13 protein-coding genes are annotated in these 20,454 nt (G+C 41.3%); 2 read left to right on the plus strand and 11 right to left on the minus strand.

Annotated elements, in window-relative coordinates:
- Nucleotides 1-46: 46 nt before the first annotated feature.
- From M2419_RS12625 to M2419_RS12670, 10 genes are all read right to left on the minus strand, one after another.
- Nucleotides 47-1,315, minus strand: coding sequence for a family 16 glycosylhydrolase (locus M2419_RS12625; RefSeq protein ID WP_153846519.1), 1,269 nt, complete (start codon nt 1,313-1,315; stop codon nt 47-49).
- A 169-nt stretch (nt 1,316-1,484) separates the two neighbouring features.
- Entirely contained in the window at nt 1,485-2,642 is a 1,158-nt protein-coding gene (locus M2419_RS12630) for an exo-alpha-sialidase (protein WP_153846518.1), read from the minus strand.
- A 72-nt stretch (nt 2,643-2,714) separates the two neighbouring features.
- On the minus strand, nt 2,715-4,697 hold the full coding sequence (locus M2419_RS12635; RefSeq protein ID WP_259255209.1) for a beta-N-acetylhexosaminidase: 1,983 nt from the start codon (nt 4,695-4,697) through the stop codon (nt 2,715-2,717).
- Between the two features lies 1 nt (nt 4,698).
- On the minus strand, nt 4,699-5,919 hold the full coding sequence (locus tag M2419_RS12640) for an AGE family epimerase/isomerase (RefSeq protein ID WP_259255210.1): 1,221 nt from the start codon (nt 5,917-5,919) through the stop codon (nt 4,699-4,701).
- Between the two features lie 51 nt (nt 5,920-5,970).
- Nucleotides 5,971-8,076: a GDSL-type esterase/lipase family protein gene (locus tag M2419_RS12645; protein WP_259255211.1), complete on the minus strand. Its 2,106-nt coding sequence runs from the start codon at nt 8,074-8,076 to the stop codon at nt 5,971-5,973.
- 34 nt (nt 8,077-8,110) lie between these two features.
- Nucleotides 8,111-9,346, minus strand: a complete 1,236-nt coding sequence (locus tag M2419_RS12650; RefSeq protein WP_153846514.1) for an MFS transporter — start codon at nt 9,344-9,346, stop codon at nt 8,111-8,113.
- A 51-nt stretch (nt 9,347-9,397) separates the two neighbouring features.
- The gene (locus M2419_RS12655) at nt 9,398-10,537 is read right to left on the minus strand and encodes a hypothetical protein (RefSeq protein ID WP_153846513.1); all 1,140 of its coding nucleotides are present in this window, start codon (nt 10,535-10,537) and stop codon (nt 9,398-9,400) included.
- Between the two features lie 89 nt (nt 10,538-10,626).
- Entirely contained in the window at nt 10,627-11,547 is a 921-nt protein-coding gene (locus M2419_RS12660; protein ID WP_153846512.1) for a dihydrodipicolinate synthase family protein, read from the minus strand.
- 74 nt (nt 11,548-11,621) lie between these two features.
- A complete protein-coding gene (locus tag M2419_RS12665; protein ID WP_153846511.1) occupies nt 11,622-13,187 on the minus strand; it encodes a RagB/SusD family nutrient uptake outer membrane protein in 1,566 nt (521 codons plus the stop codon).
- Between the two features lie 9 nt (nt 13,188-13,196).
- Nucleotides 13,197-16,484, minus strand: a complete 3,288-nt coding sequence (locus M2419_RS12670; RefSeq protein ID WP_259255213.1) for a SusC/RagA family TonB-linked outer membrane protein — start codon at nt 16,482-16,484, stop codon at nt 13,197-13,199.
- Nucleotides 16,485-16,631: 147 nt separating this feature from the next.
- Here M2419_RS12670 and M2419_RS12675 point away from each other — a divergent pair, with 147 nt between their 5' ends.
- Nucleotides 16,632-17,360: a FadR/GntR family transcriptional regulator gene (locus M2419_RS12675; RefSeq protein ID WP_120335314.1), complete on the plus strand. Its 729-nt coding sequence runs from the start codon at nt 16,632-16,634 to the stop codon at nt 17,358-17,360.
- A 119-nt stretch (nt 17,361-17,479) separates the two neighbouring features.
- Here the strand turns inward: M2419_RS12675 and M2419_RS12680 are convergent, their stop codons facing one another.
- A complete protein-coding gene (locus M2419_RS12680) occupies nt 17,480-18,652 on the minus strand; it encodes a glycoside hydrolase family 27 protein (RefSeq protein ID WP_259255214.1) in 1,173 nt (390 codons plus the stop codon).
- 228 nt (nt 18,653-18,880) lie between these two features.
- On the opposite strand from M2419_RS12680, the gene M2419_RS12685 reads away from it, so the two are divergent.
- Complete coding sequence (locus tag M2419_RS12685; protein ID WP_153846508.1) at nt 18,881-20,410, plus strand: sulfatase; 1,530 nt, start codon at nt 18,881-18,883, stop codon at nt 20,408-20,410.
- Nucleotides 20,411-20,454 lie beyond the last annotated feature (44 nt).

Here is a 20,454-nt window from a genome sequence, read left to right on the forward strand (position 1 = left end):
AAGAGCAGCGGTTGAACTAAATCGCTGCTCTTTCAATTACGGTGTTTTACAATTTTTCCAAATAGAAATCATCACCATACACCGTACCGCTCAAGGGTTTATAGAAATAGACCGTAGCAGTAGTATTATTGGCTCCAGTTGTAAAAGTTACCGAATTATTGGAGTAGCTGGTCGTACCTATAGTCGCATTGACTGCAGTTCCCCCATAATTTTTGACACCGATACTGACCGACTGGCCAGCTGCAGACACTTTGGCGTAGCCACCGAACCGATAAGTCGTATTCGGCGTTAAACCAGTCAGGTATTGTTCAATGGATGTCTCTCCGCCTGTTTCGCGGATGCATTTGGTTCCTGTCCGGGCATCGGTAGAAACAACCGATGCTCCACCGCCCCATGTTGTCCATGGATAGATGACACCGTTTTCGAAATCGCCATTGCTAAATAAAGGCAGTTTATACACACGTACATAATCCACCTGCATACTAAAGGGTAAGTCAGCATTTGTGATCGCCCCTGGCCATCCCGCTCCACCGGCCTGATTTAGAATCAGATAAAAAGGAACATCAAATGGCCATTGCTGCGTCCCCCCACCGGAAACTCTTGCGTAGGTATACTGCAATACATTGTTGACGTAGAATCGAATGTCGTTTGGACTCCAGATCATCGTATATAGGTTGTAATCTGTCGTATTATAGGTAGCAGATTTCGATGCTGTGCTCCCACCATTTGCATTGGTAACTGAGCCATTATGGATCGTATGGTACATCACACTTTCGTTGTTGACATGCTCCATAATGTCAATTTCACCACAGCTAGGCCAGCCGCCGTACGCTGTAGCTGGTTCGGGCATCATCCAAATAGCAGGCCATGAACCTCTTCCCTGTGTAAATTTAGCCCTCACTTCAACTTTTCCATAAGTCATACTAAATTTTCCCATCGATTTAACTCCTCCCGCATGATAGGCAACAGGATCTCCGGCTACAACAGCATTATCCATACGCAATACGAGATTGCTCCCATCTTGGGAGGCATAAGCCGGCAAGGAGGTCATATACTTATTCCATGCGACAGTGCCCCTGTCAGCATAAGACCATTTTGTGGAATCAAATCCCCCACTACTATTAAACTCATCCGACCAAATCAATTCGTAGTCTGTTGTCGCTACGGTAGTCGCATTTAATAGCTTAGTCGAGGCCTTCGCCTTACTTTCTTCCGGAATCGGATTTTTTGTTGCTGTCGAGGCCTTTTTGCAGGCAAAAATAGACAGGCTGGTTGCGATTAGGCTCAGCACCAGCCAAAATTTGGTTTTTCTCATTTAGTTTTGGATTATTGGTTTTATTTAAGTTTATATCGTTATTTAACAGCTTGTGGAGCAAGCCGCATAATAATCGAAGATTCATTTTTTTCTTTCATTCCTTCCTGCTTTAACCAAAAGGAAGAAATGAAAGAAAATGCGGATTATTTCAATAATACGATGTGCCCGATCATTTAAAATTTATGGGCAAAAAGACAATTTTGCTGTAATTTTCTTTTTCAAATAAAACGCCGAGATTATTTTTATTTAAAAGTACTAAATCGGAATAAGCAGCATAATCCCCTTTTACACCCTCCGGCGCTTTGGCAACTACCTGATTAAAATACCATGTTTTGCCCTGATCTTTACTTAATCGAACGGTTAGATTGTCTCTTCTATTGGTTGATGCAGCATTACACACGGCCAATATATATTTTCCTTTCTTTTGCCAGGAAAGCACTGAACCCTGGTTGACCGGATCGGGCAGATTTTTATCATAATAGGTTGTATCCCAATTGACACCACCATCACTGGAATAGGAGACAATCCTCGATTTTATATTACCTTGTTGATTACGGGAATTCATATACAGTCCTGTGTTAGAGATCTGTGCGGCCATTGTTTCATTTGATCCCTCAAATTTCACACTTGATCCTATCTTGAATGTCTTTCCATGATCGTCCGAGTAATACGAATGCGCAAAATAGTCCTTGCCATTTTCTTTCGGATTTCCTTCAGAATGGTTAGCAGGAATATAAATACGTCCTTTAAACTTACCAGAATCAAACTGTAAAGCATGTCCGGGTGTATTTGCGTAAGTCCGCCAATCTTCCTTAAAAATATATTGTGCATTTACGGATGGTTGATTGGGACGATGCGTCTCAAGCGTTATGTTTTCTGGATTAGACCACGTCCTACCACCGTCGGTCGAACTAATTGACCAACATTCTCGCAAACCATTTCCTTTGCGGACTTCTCCCTCATGATTATTACCCGTATTATAAAAAAGAAACAGGCGTCCTTTAGGATATGCGGGATCCAATAGATCCACTACCGGAGCTGGATTTCCGACCTGCAAATTATCATTGTCAACAGCAACTTGCAATGGGCCCCATGTTTTTCCATTATCTTGACTGATTTTATAAACAATATCTACATTACCAAAATCGCCGGCATGATCCACCCTACCTTCTGCAAAAGCAATTAACTGTCCGCTTTTATCCTTTACAATAGCAGGTATGCGGTAGCTTTTATAGCCATCTTCGCCTGAAACAAATACATTCACTTCCTGAGCGTGACAAATTCCTGCCAACAGTGCAAATACCAACATTGTCCCTAATTTCTTCATATCTATATAAGTTTTATTGTTACTTCTATTTAAAAAATTCATCTATGTTAATACAATGCGATCGGTTATTTATTACTCCTTTTCAATCGGTAGGCAAGTAAACATCCATTTTAGTGGATTTTGCCAATCTTTCCCTTTTAATTTCCCCACAGGAAGTTTCAGCACAACTGTATTCCAGCCTTTCTCCAGCAGAACAATGCTTGGACTTCGGTAGCTGTAACCTTCATCAACCAATGGGAGCTCCAAATTTCCTTTTTGGCCAGCATGTTGCCAATTCGGTGGAAGCACTTCACGTCCGTTTACCCAAATCTTACTCATTCTATCGTCCCAGGTCCCCAAATTTGGTGAATCACTGGCATATGAACGGGAGAGGTCGTTAAAACCGATCCAAAAACTTTGGTTTCCCCCTTTTTCACTCCATACTTTGCTCACAGCATATACGGTGCTATTTTCAAGCGGCCGATCAATAGCTCCTTTTACCAGATCAGCCCACCAATGGCGTAAAACGATAGTTCCACCATAAAACTCACCGATCTTTTTTAAAGCGGTAAATTTTCCTGTCGCTTCATTTTTTAAGACCATGCTCAGATCACCTTTATTTTCCACAGGCCCATACAACATCCATTTTTGCCCACTTTGTGCGTAATACGGAAAAATAAGATCTTTAAAATACAATCTTTTATGTTGGAGCAAACGCTTTTCAAATTCAGCAAATTGCGTTAATCCCTTTACATCCGTTTTGATATTACTACGCCATTCAAAATCTCCTCCTCCTCGCCAGCTTCGTTCCGCAAAAGTTAGCAAAGCAGGGTAAACTGCGTTCTGATGGAATACATCGCGCTCATGATGGACTGCACGATCGGGCCAGGAACATAACGTCGCACCCATTAACTTTTCATTTTCTGACGATTGACCACCCAATTCCCTATAGAACAAGGTCGTCACTGTTTCCAAAGGATCCATATGATTGATATACAAATGCTTTGAGTCAATCACTTCAAAAGGTGAGTCATTGGTAATAGCCTGTGGCCCACCCATCCAAAGCTGACGGATTGTGTGTGGCTGCAAATTACCACCAGGCTCCCAGCCGATGGTTTTTAGATCTAAATCCTCCGTCCATTTTGTCATCATCGGCAAAAATGCTTGATTGTGAATTTTCACCTCATCCCCCCCAATATGCAGATAAGGTAATCCGGGATAGGTGGTCGCAAATTCCTTCACCAGTTCTTTGATGATCGCTATGCCACTATCGCTCTGCATATCGGTTTTAAAATAACGGCGAAATGCTGCGGAATGCCCCGGCATATCAATTTCGGGTACGAGCTGAATATGGCGATCACGACAATACCGGATCAGCTGCTGCATATCGTCGACTGTATAATACTTTCCCTTCCAACGCTCCATATTTGCCGAGTCGGTCAAACCGGGATATTTTTTACTGATCAGTCGCCAAGCAATATCCTCGGTGAAATGAAAGTGAAAGACATTCAATTTATAGCGCCCCATCTGATCGATCTGCTGCTTCAACACCTGCATAGACTGAAAATTTCTTCCCACGTCTACCAAGTAGCCACGCCAACGAAAAGATGGATAATCTGTAATGTCGCAATACGGCAACTTACCATCGCTGCCTCCCAGTTGACGCAAAGTTTGCAGGGCATAGAAAACCCCTTTACCCGCTCGGGCTTCAATGTTTACTCCCCTTTTATCTATAACGATGCGATAGCCTTCCAAAGAAGACGAGGGAAGTTTCATTTCTTTATTGCAACTAATCGTTATAGCTATATTTTCTTTGCTATCGAAGTCTATCCGCCTTACATCCCAATCGCTTAGCAGTGCTGTCAAAGTCTGTCTATCTGTAGTTGACACTTCTCCTTTGGTGCGTACACACACAATATGTTTGACCTGGTAATACCCGGTTTTCCAGGCGACAGACTGCGGCATGGGAAGCAAAGGTCTGATTTTTTCGGACATACCATATAGCGGAGAGATCATCATGACAATCATCATCAGCCTTTGGATGAACTTAGTTGTCGCTACAGTTTGTCGCATCATGTTATCCCTTAATCGTGTTAAATTCCTGTAGTATTTGCATACAATACCACTCTTGACGAGGGAGATGGAAAGGTCCTTTAAATAAATTACCTTTTGCCGTTTGCGCAATCTTCCCATCACGATGCAGATACCCATACCACTCACCATTGATTTTATCATGAAAATGATCATAGGCATACTGATTGATCTGCTGATGCCAACTTTTATATTTCTCATTTCCCGTCATTAGGTAAGCGAGTAATGTTGCTATAATCGTTTCATTCTGTGGCCACCAAAACTTCATATCTTGCCAATATTCTTGTACCGGCTTTCCATAGACATCTCGAAAATATAGTATACCACCATATTCTGTATCCCAGCCGCGCTCCCACATATAATCCAACATACGACAGCCCAGGTCAATCAGATGCGGATCGTTCGCCCGATATTTCGCTTCATGCAAGATAAACCAAGCTCCTTCGATGGCATGTCCGGGATTGAGTGTACGCCCGTCAATATGATCAACAATTTCACCTTCAGGACCAACTTGTTCCATCACACAACGTATGTCATCTTTTACAAAATCACGTTCAATCTGCGCGATAAAATCACTGATAACGAAATCACAGCGTGGATCTCCAATTGTTTCGCGAATTTGCTGTGCGGTATTGATCATAATCATCGGCACACCGATCCCTTTCATTGGCCTGGTCTGTTGGTACTTTGGTTCCACCAATCTTTCTCCCTGTGCATAAGCCATACAAATTCCAAACAGCTCACGTGCTTCTACAGCAATACCGGCATCTCCCGTCGCTTTTGCATAGGCTGCAAAGGCGATTGCCGCAAAAGTCTCCGAAAAGAAATAACGACGCATACGAATTGGGTTACCTATGCGGTCTACATGAAAATACATTTTGCCGTTTGCATCAAAACAATGTTTCTTCAAAAATTCATAGCCTATCCGGGCCCCTTCCAGCCATTCTTCTTTTTGCTCAACTGTATTGTAAAGTGTGGCCAGCAACCAGCATGCCCTTCCCTGTATCCACACGGCTTTATCTGTATCAATCAAAGCCCCATCATGATCACGCATAAATAGGTAGCCGCCACATTCATGGTCAATCGATCGTGGAAACCAAAATGGTACAGTGTCTTTTAAAAGCTGATCACGATAAAAAGCTTCCAACTCCTTCAAGTAATCAGTGTCTATTATATTTGCGGTATCTTTTATACTTGTCTGTTTCATCTGTTCTAGTTTTTGTGTCAATTTATTTCTATTTATCTGATCGTCTTATGTTTAGTTGATCGTCAAATCAAAAGTGGACACTGGCGTTCCAATTTCATTTTGAAGATTTGCCCGGCTAAAAGGTTCATATCCATACAGTATTTTGGTGATTTGGAAATTCGGCTTAACGATTTCGACGATATTGCCCGATAGGATATTTGCATTTACATCAGAAATTTCCCCCTTATTGTCCATTACCTGAAAACCTTTCACAGGCGCATTCCCCGGGGTTATTAATTTTATACAATGATCAAATGTCAATAACAACTTATCATCGCGAAGCGCATACCTGACCAGATTAGGATGATCTGCATTCAATTCCACACCATACACATGTTTACGCACTAAATTTGCCAACCGTCGACCTACCACAATCTTTTCACGGGGATGTACATCTAAAGAATCACCTACATCGATCGTTACGGCCATGTATGTACCAGCAATGGCTTTCTCCAGTAAGCGTTGTGAGTTTCTAAAATCACCCCATGAAGGTCTATCTATACTTGTGAGCTGAACAAAGAAAAAAGGTAGATCTTGGTGAAAACTCTTCCGCCAGGAAGAAACCAATGTTTTAAAAAGACGTTCGTGAAGTTCTATATTATGCGCATTGCTCTCACCTTGATACCACAGTATACCTTTCAATCCTGTGCTCAACCATTTGCTGACACCCGCTTCAAAATTGTAAGCTGGTTGATACGGATGGCGTTGATTTTTTACCTTTGAAACTGCTAGATTTTGACTGGCGCGCTCACGGCAGAAATCCTGCAGGAAATCTGATTTTTGCCAGTTGTGAATATAAGAGGCAAGAAGATCGTCGTATTCCAATGATTTTCGATCAATCCATGATTCGGTATTAGACCCACCTACCGATAGATCAATAATGCCAATAGGAATATGCTGTTCGTTGGCGATCTGCTGGGCAAATGAATAAGCAACAGCTGAGAATTGCGCGGCCTCCGCCCCGGTAGCCTGCCGCCAGGCACCGCTGAAAAAGGACAAATCGTTTACTTTCCTTAAGGTCGCGGTATCCCATGCAACAGCATTGGTCTCCACAAGGTTGCGGCATTTAAAAAGGCGCACATTCTTTAAGTGCGGTGCATCGTTGATTAGCTCTTCGCCCTTTATGGCTCCACGAAGTTGAAAAGCCATATTTGATTGCCCCGAAGCAAGGTATACATCGCCAAAAAGAATATTTTTCAACACTATTTTCTGCTTGCCCGAACTCACTGTTATCTCATAAGGTCCTCCGGCTTCCATTTTAGGCAACTTTATTGCCCAGGAGCCTTCGGGATTGACTTGGGTCTTATAGTTTTTCTTATTAAATGCAACAGTGATCTCATCGGCGGCAGTACCTTTACCATAGATGCTATTTTCCCAATTACGCTGGAGCACCATATCCGAACCGATGGTTTCGGCCACTTGCAAATCTTGGAGAACAGGGATCAATACATGCATGACCTGCTCAGCAATCAATGCAGCTCCTTGCTTATTCGGATGCAAGTAATCGTCAAAAAGATCAATCCGATACCGCAGTGGGCTGTTCAGATCGATCAGTCCCACTTGGTTATTTTTTGCTATCTGCGGTATAAGCGCCTGAATTTGATCGTACCAATCGCGTGTCCCGGATAAGAAGCGCGGATGACCACTAAAAATAGGAGTCAATCGACAGATGTAAATTTGTACTTTGGGATTAACGGATCGTATGGAGTCAATCAGAGTCGCGTAATCTGATGCAAAGGAGTTCTTATAATTTGGCCAGTTTCTCGGATCAGTATCATTGAGTCCCAGGTGTATAATGGCAACATCAGGTTTATAATCCAAGGCTTTCCTGTATTCTTCCGTTTTATAATAAGGTCTATGCCCCTTACGTAAAAGTGTAGCCCCTGAATGGCCAAAATTCCTCACTTCAAACCGCTGGCCCAGCAACGCTTGAAGCTGGCTCGGATAAGAATCCTGAGCAGGATGGCCGAGCCCATAACCAAAGGTTACGGAATTACCTATACAAGCTACTTTTGTGCGGGGTTGTCCCACTGAAATGGAGATAGAGACAATCAAACCTAAAAGTAGGCCTACTTTTTTTGAAATATAGGTATGCAGCGTGCTAATTAAGGATTTCATTTTCATCATCTATTCATTCAGGATATAAAAGCGATTACTTCTCCGTTGTTTTAGGTTTGAGAAACAGTAGTTGCAAGAGTAACGCCAATAGTACGGCGCCCCCTAATAATGCAAAGCCTAAACCAAAATGACCTTCATCTTTAAATTTCCCTAACCATTGCGTGATAACGGCTCCAGCAAACACGCCCACCATATTCATAAAACCATAAGCGGTTGCGCGCAATTTTTTAGGAACAACCTGACATAGGATAGGCATATTGTTGGCATCGAATATGCCAAAGCCAATTCCAAAACAGACTGCGGCTCCGACCACCGCAGGTAAAGTCTGACCTAATCCTAAAAACAATAAAGCTGGTATGGTTAGTCCAAGCCCAATTGCACTGGTATAGATGCGGCCACGGATATTTTTTTGTACCCATTTGTCACTCAGTATTCCGCCGACAATAACCCCAATAAAGGATGAGATCGCGATTGTGATGGTAGACAATGGACCAGCTTTGGCCATTGGAATATTCAGGCTATCGGCAAACAAGGTTGGCAACCAATTTTTGATGGCCCAGCCGGGTAAGCTTGGAGCCGCAAAATAAAATAATAGAATCCAAAACGCCACATTGGAAAATAGCAGCAGTAAACTTTTGGGAAGAGACAATCGCCCTTCCGAAGCAGGCTCCTCAAGGGATGGCTCATGTTTTTTTTCCACAAGCAAGATCGCTAATAGGACCGCATAACATATTCCGATAATTCCAAACCAATGAAAAGCGGTATGCCATCCTTTTGAAGCGGCCAATGTGGCACCAAAACCGCCCAAGGCCTGACCTGTATAGAGCCCTGTCATATGTAGCCCAATGGCTAACGATCGATTTTTTCCGGTATGGTAATCGGCGATCAGCGAAAGAGCTGTTGGGATATACAATGCTTCACTAAATCCCATAATTGCCCGTAAAGCCAATAGCGTTGCGTAATCGTGTGCCATCCCCATGCCATACGTTACGGCCGACCAAACAAAAAGACTGCCTACAATCAGCCATTTTCTATTGCTGCGATCGGCAACGATACCGGCTATAGGACTCATGATACCATAGATGTAAAGAAAAACGGCCATCAATACACCAAAAGTCTCGGCACGCTGCAGCTGTGGAATATCGACCTGCATGGCTTCACGCATAGTTGATAGCATCTGTCGATCCATATAATTCAGCAGGGCTACCCCCCAAAGGAGGGCTACAACGAGCCATGGGTAAAAAGATTTATGTCGTAAAGAAGAGATCATTTCAAGTTTATCAGGTTTATATTGAGTTTTTTATATCTTATTTTTTCAATCCTATTTCTTAGAAAATGTGGCTACTAAAATCTCCGGAGTACGAACGCCCGCCTTAATTTCGCCACTGGGCAAGATGATCATGTCGCCCCAAACAACGGCTGTCGTGGTTACAGGTCCATTCGAGGGCAGATCCCCCATCCGCTTCCATTTCCCCGATTTCAGATCATAACGCCATACTGCTCTGCCGAAACCGGGATGATTGATTTGCAATTTATTCTTGGTATCAATCAATTTCTGTCGCTGCGATGGATTTGTTTCCTTTTTAGCATCAAAGATTAGCGCTTCCACCTGATGGAAGGTATTGCCCCGATCCGCACTCAGCAACCATATTCCTTGGTCGGGCAATACACAAGCTGTTCCTGCCGCAGCAGGAAAAGGAATGTCCGCCTGTTTGGACCAAGTACTACCATCATCGGCTGAGCACCACAGTTCATGATATAACGTTGAAGGGCTCTCTGGATGAGCCTTTCTTCCACCAAGTAGATACAGGCCATTTTGACTATCAGACAACAATTGCAAATGGGAGACTGCATAGGGTAATTTTCCAACACAAACCCATCCTTTTTCAAGATGCGCTAGATCCAATTTCAACACTTGATCCGATACAGCATCAGGCATTTCACCACCGGCAATGAAAAGTTTATTTCCATGAACTACCGCTCCCATATTAGCCAACGGAAATGGGAGATTCGGAAAGTCTGACACCGTAATTTTTTTGGTAGAGCCATCATATTTAATCAGTCTACAAACGGCTGTCTTTCCATCAGGAGTCTCTCCACCGATAACCAGCAATCCATCAGGTAGACTCAGGCTGGCTGCATAAGCAACCGCCATAGGAAGACTATCCTGGGCTATTAAACTCAGTCGTCCCTCTTTTTTTCGGTAAATAAAAACATCTTTTTGGATCTCTTTCGCCCCACCTTTCCAAGGTGGTAAATGTGGAAAATTCGCTCCGCCGGCAACCAGGAAACAATTGCCTGTGACACCAGCTATTGGTCCTGCCATACCAATATGCGCCTTTCCATCTTGCATAGCTGGCAACGTAATGCCTTTATGCCATTCCAATCGACCAACCTGTGCATGAACAGCACCTGTAAACAGTATTCCCACGATAACTCCCATCCAATGTTGTTTTGTCATATCTATTTATTCTCGAACCTACAGTCTACCTTGTAATCTCCCTCTCAATGTAAGCACACATGATACTCATCTCGAGAGGGAGATCTATTTTACTGTGCACAAAACTTCTGAAAATTAAGTTTGTTCACATCACTCTTAAAGAGTTCAAATTGCTCTGCCGACATATTTTTCACGGGCAGTCTAAATGTTCCGCAGTCAAGGCCAATCAATTTCATATACGATTTCCCGACTGAAATACCACCATACTTCCCTAACAATGTGATCATATCGATAGATTGCTGCTGCAAAGCATTAGCTTTTTCAAGATCTCCCCGATCATAAGCCTCGATAAGCTCAAGATATAAAGGTGCAGCGTAGTTATAGGTACTGCCGACAGCTCCTTTGTTACCCAATACTAAAGCGGACAGCATATTCTCATCTCTTCCCCATAACATATCATACTTGCGATCTGCATAATTCAGGCAGCTTAGAAAATCCATAAAATCTTCGTGCGTATATTTGATTCCCTTAAAATTGGGTATTATGCCATCAATCTGCTTCAGCAGGTCGATCATCTGGAAATTTCCACCAGTCAATACCGGGATATGATAATAATAGAAAGCCGTATTCGGCGCAGCACTTGCAATTTCGACGCAACATTTTGCCAATTGATCCACATTGGCAGGTTTGAAATAAGATGGTGAAGTAAATGACACGACATCTACCCCTGCATGCTCGGCCAGCCTAGCCAATTGTTGGCATTCTTTGATATTCGTCCCGCCCAGAAGCATCATGAGTGTAAATGCATTATCCTCTTTTGTTAATCTGGCCCAAGCTGTCATCACCGCAACTTTTTCCTCAAAAGTCAACGACACCCCTTCTCCGGTAGAGCCACAAATAAAGGCACCCGTTACCCGGTTGCGCTTTAACATCGCATAGTATTGCGGAATCAGCTCAAGATTCAATTCTCCGTTTTCATCGAAAGGAGTAAATGGCGCTGCAATTAATCCTGAGATTTTTTGATTTAGCATATGGTATTTTATATAAATAGTTAACAATATCCTGCCTCAGACCCTCGAATAGCGTTGAGACAGGATATTCGTTTTTAGGTTCCCTTGTAACCCGGATTTTGCTGATCATTTAATTTAGGATCTGCAGTAAGTGTCCCCAAGTCTATTGGCCATAAGATTTTATGCTTCTGACCATCAATGTTGTTCAATACGCCGACTAAGTTTAAATCTTTACGAAATAACAAAGGCTTTCCAGTGACATCCTGCATGCGTCGCAAATCGAACCATCGCTTGCCCTCGGACACAAATTCTTTCGTACGTTCATAGAGGATCGCTAATTCGTTTGCCTCAAAACTGCCATTTATAAACAAAGGCGCTTTTCCAGCATAGGCGCGGTTACGCACAGCCATGATTTCAGCAGTTGGATCCTCGCCCAATTTATTCTTAATTTCCGCCAACAATAGATAAGCTTCGGATAAGCGATAAACAGGATAATCATCGGAATAGTTACGAACACCGTCTATCAAAGTTCCCAAGAATTTTCTAAATACTACTGCAGATGTATTTCCTTTATTAAAATTCAGAAATGTTGCATTTGCCCTTGTATCAGCTTTTTCATACAATCTATAGAGATCCATTTTATACTCATAACGGATCAAACCTGTAGACCCGGTCTGAAGAGGATCTTTTGGAATTGCCTGTCCATTATCATCTACATAACCAGTAATATCATCACTTGCTGCATAAATGAAATTACTGAAAAATGAAGTTGCTTCTCCATTTAGGTAACGAAGTACAAAGATCATCTCAGAATTACCTTTCATCGCTGGTACACTGGCAGATTTAAAGGCTTCTGCAAAATTGCTGACGAGCGTATATTTAGGAATTACTTCTTCTATTGCGGCTTTCGCGAGTTTTAATTCCGTAAGACTATTCTCTGGGGTCTTTCCATCCATATCAACTTTGGCCGACCATAAGTACACCTCTGTTTTCAACATTTTTGTTGCCGCCAAAGACCATTGTGCTTTTTGATTTTTAGTCTCATAATTTCCTGAAAACGATTTTTCCGATTTATCAACTTCCGATTTGATAAAGTCTAAGGTTTCTTTTTCCGTTTCGGTTCGCGCTTTGTATGCCTCTTCCGCTGAGGTCGGGGTATTAATTGCGGCTTGTGGTTCTGTCACCAAAGGCACCCGGCCATAGGTTCTAAACAGATAGAAATAATAAAAAGCACGTAGTCCGAAGGCTTGCCCCAAATAATAGCCCTTTTGCACATCTGTCAAATAATCAGCTTTCTCTACCTGATAAATAAAATTATTAACCTGAAAAATTGGCGCGTACAATCCAGCCCAGCCCGATATGCCAGGAGAACTTTCACGAATATCCTGTGTAATTATCCCTGCTGAGTTCAATGATGCTGTTCCTGTAAAACTGGTACCATCTCTTAAGGTTCCCCCACGCAGTTCACCCAAATTCCATAGGTTTTGCTGTTGTCCACGCAATTGAGTATGAAGCCCCAGCATGGCTCCAGCGACCTGCTCATTGCTTTTCCAGAAACTCCCACTGGCAAAGTAATCCTCGGGACTAAGGTCTAGGTCAATTTCTTTACAAGAAGAAAACAGAAAAACTACAAGACCTATATATATAAATATCTTTTTCATAATTTGGAATTAAAATGTTAATTGAAGCCCAAGTATAAATGTTTTAGGAAGAGGGTACCCACCGCCATTTTGTCCAACACTTCCACTTTCAGGGGAGAACAACGTATTTTTTGACCAATAGTGTAAATTTTGGCCTGTCGCGGAGATGCTTAAATCTTCCATTTTTAATCGGTTAGCAATGGATTTTGGCAATCGATAAAACACATTGATCTCTCTAAATGCCAGATAATTCCCCTTATTATAAAACATACTACTTTCCCGACTGGTGTTATTTTTAAATAATTGATCAGCCCAATAATAAGTCGGATATTTTGCATTTGGATTTTCAGGTGTCCATGTATCAAATACACTTGTTGTCGTATTGAATGTTCCCTGCATCATTCCAAGAAACCAAGCTCTCGGTCCATCATAAGCAACATATCCCAATGCATAATCAAAACGGGTACTCAAACTAATATTCTTCCAGCGTAAAGCAGCCCCAAAACCGCCCGTCCATCTCGGTACTGTATTTCCCATATACACCCTATCATAAGAATTGATTATACCATCCCCATTTACATCCTTCCACATAACATCGCCTAAAGCTAATGGATAGTATAAATTCTTCTCACTGCTGGACATCGCATTATAGACATCAGGATGTACCAATGTACGTGCACCGATCAGATCCTTCAATTGCAAGGCATAGCTATCCAACTGTTCTTTTGTCCGAATGATCCCGATGGCTTCATAAGCATAAGCAACATTCGGGTCTTGTCCCTCCTGATTACCCCCTACCCAAACGAGTTCTTTGGATTTTGGATCATAAACCTGTAAACCGCCTTGCCTGTTATTTTCAACACCATTAAATGGTAGTTTTAAGATTTTGTTTTTATTGTAGGCCGTATTCCAGTTAAAGCTCAAATCCCAGTCTTTTCTCCGTAGAATTTGATAATTCACCCCAATCTCGACTCCCTGATTCTGCATATCGCCATTGTTGGTCGTAATTGTGGTAAAACCGGCTGAAGCTGGTAATGATAGGCTTGCGATCTTATCTTTAGTTGTTCGATGATAATAGGCAAGACTCAAATCAATCTTATTTAAGATTCTGGATTCAAGTCCTACTTCTTTTGTAATCAGACTTTCCCATTTGAGGTTTGGAATTGAAAGCGTAGACATTGTGTACCCCACTTGCCCATCATACTTGTTTGTGCCATATGAACCTTGAAGTGTATAAGATCCGATTCCACTGACATTACCATTTCCCCCATAACTAGCGCGTAATTTTAACGTATTTACAATTTTATCAGTCCCTAAATAATCCTTCAAGAAATCTTCATGATGTAGTGCCCAACCGATTGAAACTCCAGGAAAGGTTCCCCATCGATTATTTAGCAATGTCGAATAACCATCTCTACGTGCAGTCAATGTCAAAAGGTATTTTTCTTTATAGTCATAGTTTACGCGTCCAAAATAGGACATGATACGTTGTCGATCATGGTATGAATCGATACTTCTTTTATTGGCATCTGGACTCGTTAATCCAAGATCCATAAAGTCGTCTGTGGGAGCCCCACTTCCAGCCGCTGTAAATCCATTGTTATAAGTATCAAAAAATTCAGAACCCAACATAGCGTCGATATGATGCGAACTCGCGATTTCAGTTCTGTAATTTAAAACGGCATTATAGGTTTGATTATATATTTTATCATAGGAAGCCGAGGAATTTCTTGTGCGAACATAATTTCCTGGGCTGGCTAGATAGTCTCTATTAAAGGACTCCGAAGTAGATTGGTTGAAAAACCAGTTACCACTTACATGTAAGCTAAGGTTCTCTAAAAAATTAATTGTAAAAGCTTGGGTAAGCGTAAGCTTCTGATTTAGGTTTTTACGAATGAACTTATCGTCATTTACCACAGGATTCCCATCTTGATAATCACGACCAACGAGTAGATCACCATTGGCGTTCGTACCACGCATTGTTGGAGGAGCCCCCAATGCCCGCGTCATATAGTTTCCTTCTCCGTTAATAGCGTCACGCCATTTTGTATACGCGAAATTCACACCTGATAATGAATGTAGCCAAGGCTTAACTTTATATTCACCATTCAATACAAAAGTTGTACGATCATAAAAAGTATTGATTGGCATCCCTTTCTCATTATATTTCCCCACGCTTCCATAATATTTACCTTTATCGTTCCCACCTTGCAATGCGATATTGTAATCTTGCGTCAAACTAGCATCACGAAGTGCGTATTTAGCATAGTCAAAATCCTTAAAAATTAGTTCTTTTCCTGTTACAGGATCAATCATAGTCTGCCATCCCTGTTGCAACAATTCACGATTGGTATCATCAAGCAACATGGTACTCCACACTGCATTGCTCGTAAGATTGCCATCTAAGATATTTCCCTTATCATCCTTATATTTATTCCCCGTACCAAAGGGCCCCACACTCGTCAATTGATTCAACTGGGACGATTGATATTGCCCCGATACCTGAACACCTTTTCTACTCCAGTTTAAATAATCTCTGGCACTCAGGAAATCAAAAGGGTTGTTCAATTTATTGACACCAATTTTAGACGACAATGTAATATTGGAAACACCTTCTTTTCCCCTTTTTGTGGTAATCAATATCACACCGTTTGCAGCTCTAGCACCATAAATAGCTGTAGCAGAAGCATCCTTTAAGACATCTATCGATTCGATATCATTTTGATTAATGTCATTAAATCCATTTCTAATCAACCCATCAACAATGACCAATGGTGTACCACCGCCGCCATAAGTAGTTCCACCTCGAAGCACAACTGTGGGTACTGCTCCCGGTCTCCCTGAAGTTTGCTGGACTCGAATACCCGGTATCGTACCCGCCAAAGCAGAAGCTGGATTCGAACGAACTCCAGTTTCAAGCACTTTTTTATCCAAGCTACTTACAGATCCCGTTAAATTCGACTTTTTCATTTTTCCATATCCCACCACCACAACTTCATCCATTTGCTCAACCTTGGACTCGAGTTTGATATCCAGTTGATTTAATTGCCCAACTTTTACTTCATATGGTCTATACCCTGTAGACGTGATCACTAAAATAGTATTGGGATTAGTACTGATTGAGAAAGTCCCATCGGTATTTGTCTGCAAAGATTGGTTGGATCCTTTGATTTTTACAGTCACATTGCCTAGCAATTCCCCTGTCTTTGCATCGGTAATTTTTCCCCGCACCGCATGATCTTGCGCCTGCGCTAAGAGCATATTACCCATCAAAACGGATAGGGTGAGAAGGGTTCGTAATTTTAGGTTTGAATACATATTGATTTGTATTAAGTATTACATATATACAAATATATAAATAACAAAATGTAAAAAACAAATTTTAATCAAATTATGTATAACATATTAATCACTTTTATTAATTATCTTTGTCTTAATGCGCCTAATGCGTTATATGTAATATATATGGAACCGAATTCTTCGCTGATAGAACATCTTAATACAATTGATACCTCTTCACTAGTAGATCGTGCGGAAAAAGAAATCATCAATCTTTTTGTCAATCAAGGCTTAAAGGTTGGAGATGCTTTACCTAAGGAAATTGAATTGGCCGAAACCCTTGGTGTAAGTCGTACAGTAGTTCGCGAAGCCATGTTGCGGTTGCGTATGGTTGGATTGATCGAATCAAAAAAACATCGCGGAGCTGTTTTAACAAGTCCAGATCTTATAAAACCCCTACGCAAATCACTTTATCCTACTATCATGGAAAACAAGACCTTACAGGATCTTTTTGAAATGCGCATGGTACTGGAGGTGGGTATGGCGGATATCCTTTTTGAACATATACAGGAAAAAGACATTGAGGAGCTGGAAGCGATCGTTGCTAAGGAACCTATAGATGCCGATAATACAATTTTCGACATTGAAACTGAAATTGCCTTTCACGGTAAGCTCTATGAAATCACAGGAAATACAATTCTCAAAGACTTCCAGAACATGCTGTTACCTGTTTTTCAATATGTCCATAGCAGCGGCTTACTAACTAGTCCCAGTTCATCGAAAAGCTTCATCTCACACCGAGGCCTAGTTGATATATTAAAGGTGGGCAATGCCGAGGTTTTTCGAAATGCCATGCGCAAGCATCTTGACAATCATTATCAGCGACTATTTTTATATAAGAAATCTGTTGGATAATCCCTTTTACGAGATCGATTCATAACACTATAAAAAAGCCCAATCATATGATTGGGCTTTTTCTTTAAAGGGTCTCCACTTGATCCTTTTATTTGGTTATCGTATAGTTTGACACTTTGTTATTCAGACAGCAACAGTACAATGATTCCGTGTGGAGGAAGAATGAATTTTGTATTCTTACCAAGGTTTCCTTCATCGCGATGAAGCCATAAATCTCTGACGCGATTTTTTGGAGACAAATTCAGCGCTTTAGTATCCAGTTTAAACATCGTTTCCTTGTCTGATCTATTAAGTATTGCAAGTGCTTTACGCTTTGGATCTGCCAGGTCTTTTTTCCATACTTCTACCTCACCCGCTTTAAACACAGCTTGTGCTTGCTTAAAAGCCTTATCCTGATTAAGCGCGATCATTTCTTTGTTCGTCAATATAGCGAGTGTCTCTTTTGAAATTTTACGCAGATCATTTCCGGCCATCAAGGGTGAATTTAACATACACCACATTGAAAAATGTGTTTTATCTTCTTCATGAGTCATTCCATTGCCCACTTGAAGCATATCCATATCGTTATAATGACCTGGAGAGCTATAAGGATAAAGATTACGATTGAGATCAATAATATGCAACACTGAAGCAAAATTTGGTTGTATATCTTGTGAAATACGCCACGAATCCACTTGTTTAATTGCCCATTCCCCGGGAAATTGCCAGCGGCAAAGATTAAAGCCTACATCTCGACGAACCTTCCTCACTGCTGTTATAATCTTTGTATATTGCTCGCGATCATCCAGTTTCATTTCCAATCCACCACACCAATCCACTTTGATGAAATCAAAATTCCACTCTTTAAAAAATAACTGTGCATCTTGGTCTTCATGGCCATACATTCCTACCCCGATGCCTTTTAGATCTTTGTCCCAGATAGAACCACAGGTATTTTTTCCACCTTCCGAATACAATCCAGCTTTTAAACCCTTGGAATGAATGTAATCAGCTAGCGTCCGCATTCCACCAGGAAATTTTGAACGGTCTTCGTAAAGTTTTCCCGCTTGGTCACGCCCCCCGAAATACCCGTCATCCACATTGATATAACTGTATCCCGCATCGTACAAGCCAGTCGCGACCATGGCATCTGCCTGCTCCCGAATCAACTTTTCATTAATATGGATCCGAAAGCTATTCCAGCTGCTCCAACCCATTATTGGCGATTTTGCCTCTTGACACAACGCTTTTAGACTCCAAGCACCTACTAAAGCTCCTAAAAGTATACCCTTAAATAATAACTTAAATCCCATAATTGTAGTATAAAAAAAGATCTTATCTCCCTTTTATTTTCATTTTAATCCGCTTCAAAAATACATAGAGACAATGATATGAAAAAGTAAATTCAATCACTTAATTATTTTATGTAATACATAATAATCATTATCTTAGTCAGCGTTATCACCATCGTGAAATTTACACTATTTTCAAATAGCATAGCTTAAAAAAGCTTGATACATTCAATTTAAACCAAAAACACAATGAAACTCAGGATCTTTTTATTTGCCGTAATCGCAACACTTCTCTATAAAAATGCTTCTGCACAAAAAAAGCCTAATATCATCATCATTATTTCCGATGATCATGCCTATCAAGCAATTGGTGCCTATGGTTCGAAATATGGGAAAACACCACAAATAGACCGCATCGCTGCTCAGGGTGCGCTATTTAAAAATGCCTTCGTCAACAATTCCATCTGCGGGCCATCCAGAGCGACATTATTAACGGGTAAATACAGCCATAAAAATGGATTCAAAGACAATGAAACTTCTGAATTCGACTTTAGTCAGGATCTTTTTGTAAAACAGCTCCAAAACGTAGGTTACAATACCGCTTGGGTGGGTAAAATTCACTTAGGAGACAAACTGCAGGGTTTCAACTATTATGACATTCTTGTTGGGCAGGGAACCTATTTTAATCCAGATTTTATCAGCAAAGAGGGTCGCAAACGCACTGAAGGATATGTATCTGATATCGTAACCGAAAAAGCTATTGATTGGCTCGATACGGTAGACGCTGATAAGCCATTTTGTCTAGTCATCGGTCATAAAGCCACACACCGTACCTGGATGCCAGATCCAAAGGACTTCGGCACCTACGATACTGTAAATTTCACCTTACCCGCTACTTTCTACGACAATTACCAAAGTAGGTCGGCAGCAGCATTGCAGGAAATGTCCATTGACAAGGACATGAAAATGGGCTACGATCTCAAAATGTTCAATTCGTTGGAAGACATGATGGCTGACGGTAACTTCAAGCGGATGGACCAAGCTCAAAAGGATAGCTATATCGCCTATTACCGGCCCATTTATGAACAACTAAAGCAAGGTAATTTGACGGGCAAGCAACTTGCAGAATGGAAGTTCAGACGTTATATGATTGATTATCTCAATACTGCCCAATCTATGGACCGCAATATAGGAAAAGTACTAGATTATCTGGATCAAAAATCACTCAGTGAAAATACAATTGTAATCTATCTTTCAGACCAAGGTTTTTATATGGGTGAGCATGGTTGGTTCGACAAACGTTGGATGTATGAGGAATCTTTTCGTACCCCAATGGTCATGCGGTACCCAGCCCTATTACGCGCAAACTCAACCATAAACGCTAAAATTGTCAACGCTGATATCGCTCCCACGTTATTGGAGTTAGCTGCTATCAAAAAACCGAAAGACATGCAAGGTGAATCTTTTGTACATGTCCTGAAAAATAACAAAGAGGAACATCGAAAAGATCTTTTCTATCATTATTTTGAAAATGGAGAACATGCCGTGAGCCCCCATTTTGGTGTTCGTGATGACCGTTATAAATTGATCCGCTATTATAAACGAATCGAAAATTGGGAACTCTTTGACCTTCAAAAGGACCCCAATGAACTCCATAATGTCTACAAAGATCCTGCCTATCAAAGCGTCGTCAAACTGATGAAAAAGAAACTGATCACACAAATGCGTCAATTTGATGACAAAGAAGCAGAAGCTATTTACAAAATCAACATCGACTAATTATGCCATCAGGGTATCCGATCTATTGGATGCCCTTTTTTTAT

Origin of the sequence: Sphingobacterium sp. BIGb0116 (genome assembly GCF_024808035.1) — a bacterium.
Classification (GTDB): Bacteria; Bacteroidota; Bacteroidia; order Sphingobacteriales; family Sphingobacteriaceae; genus Sphingobacterium; species Sphingobacterium paramultivorum.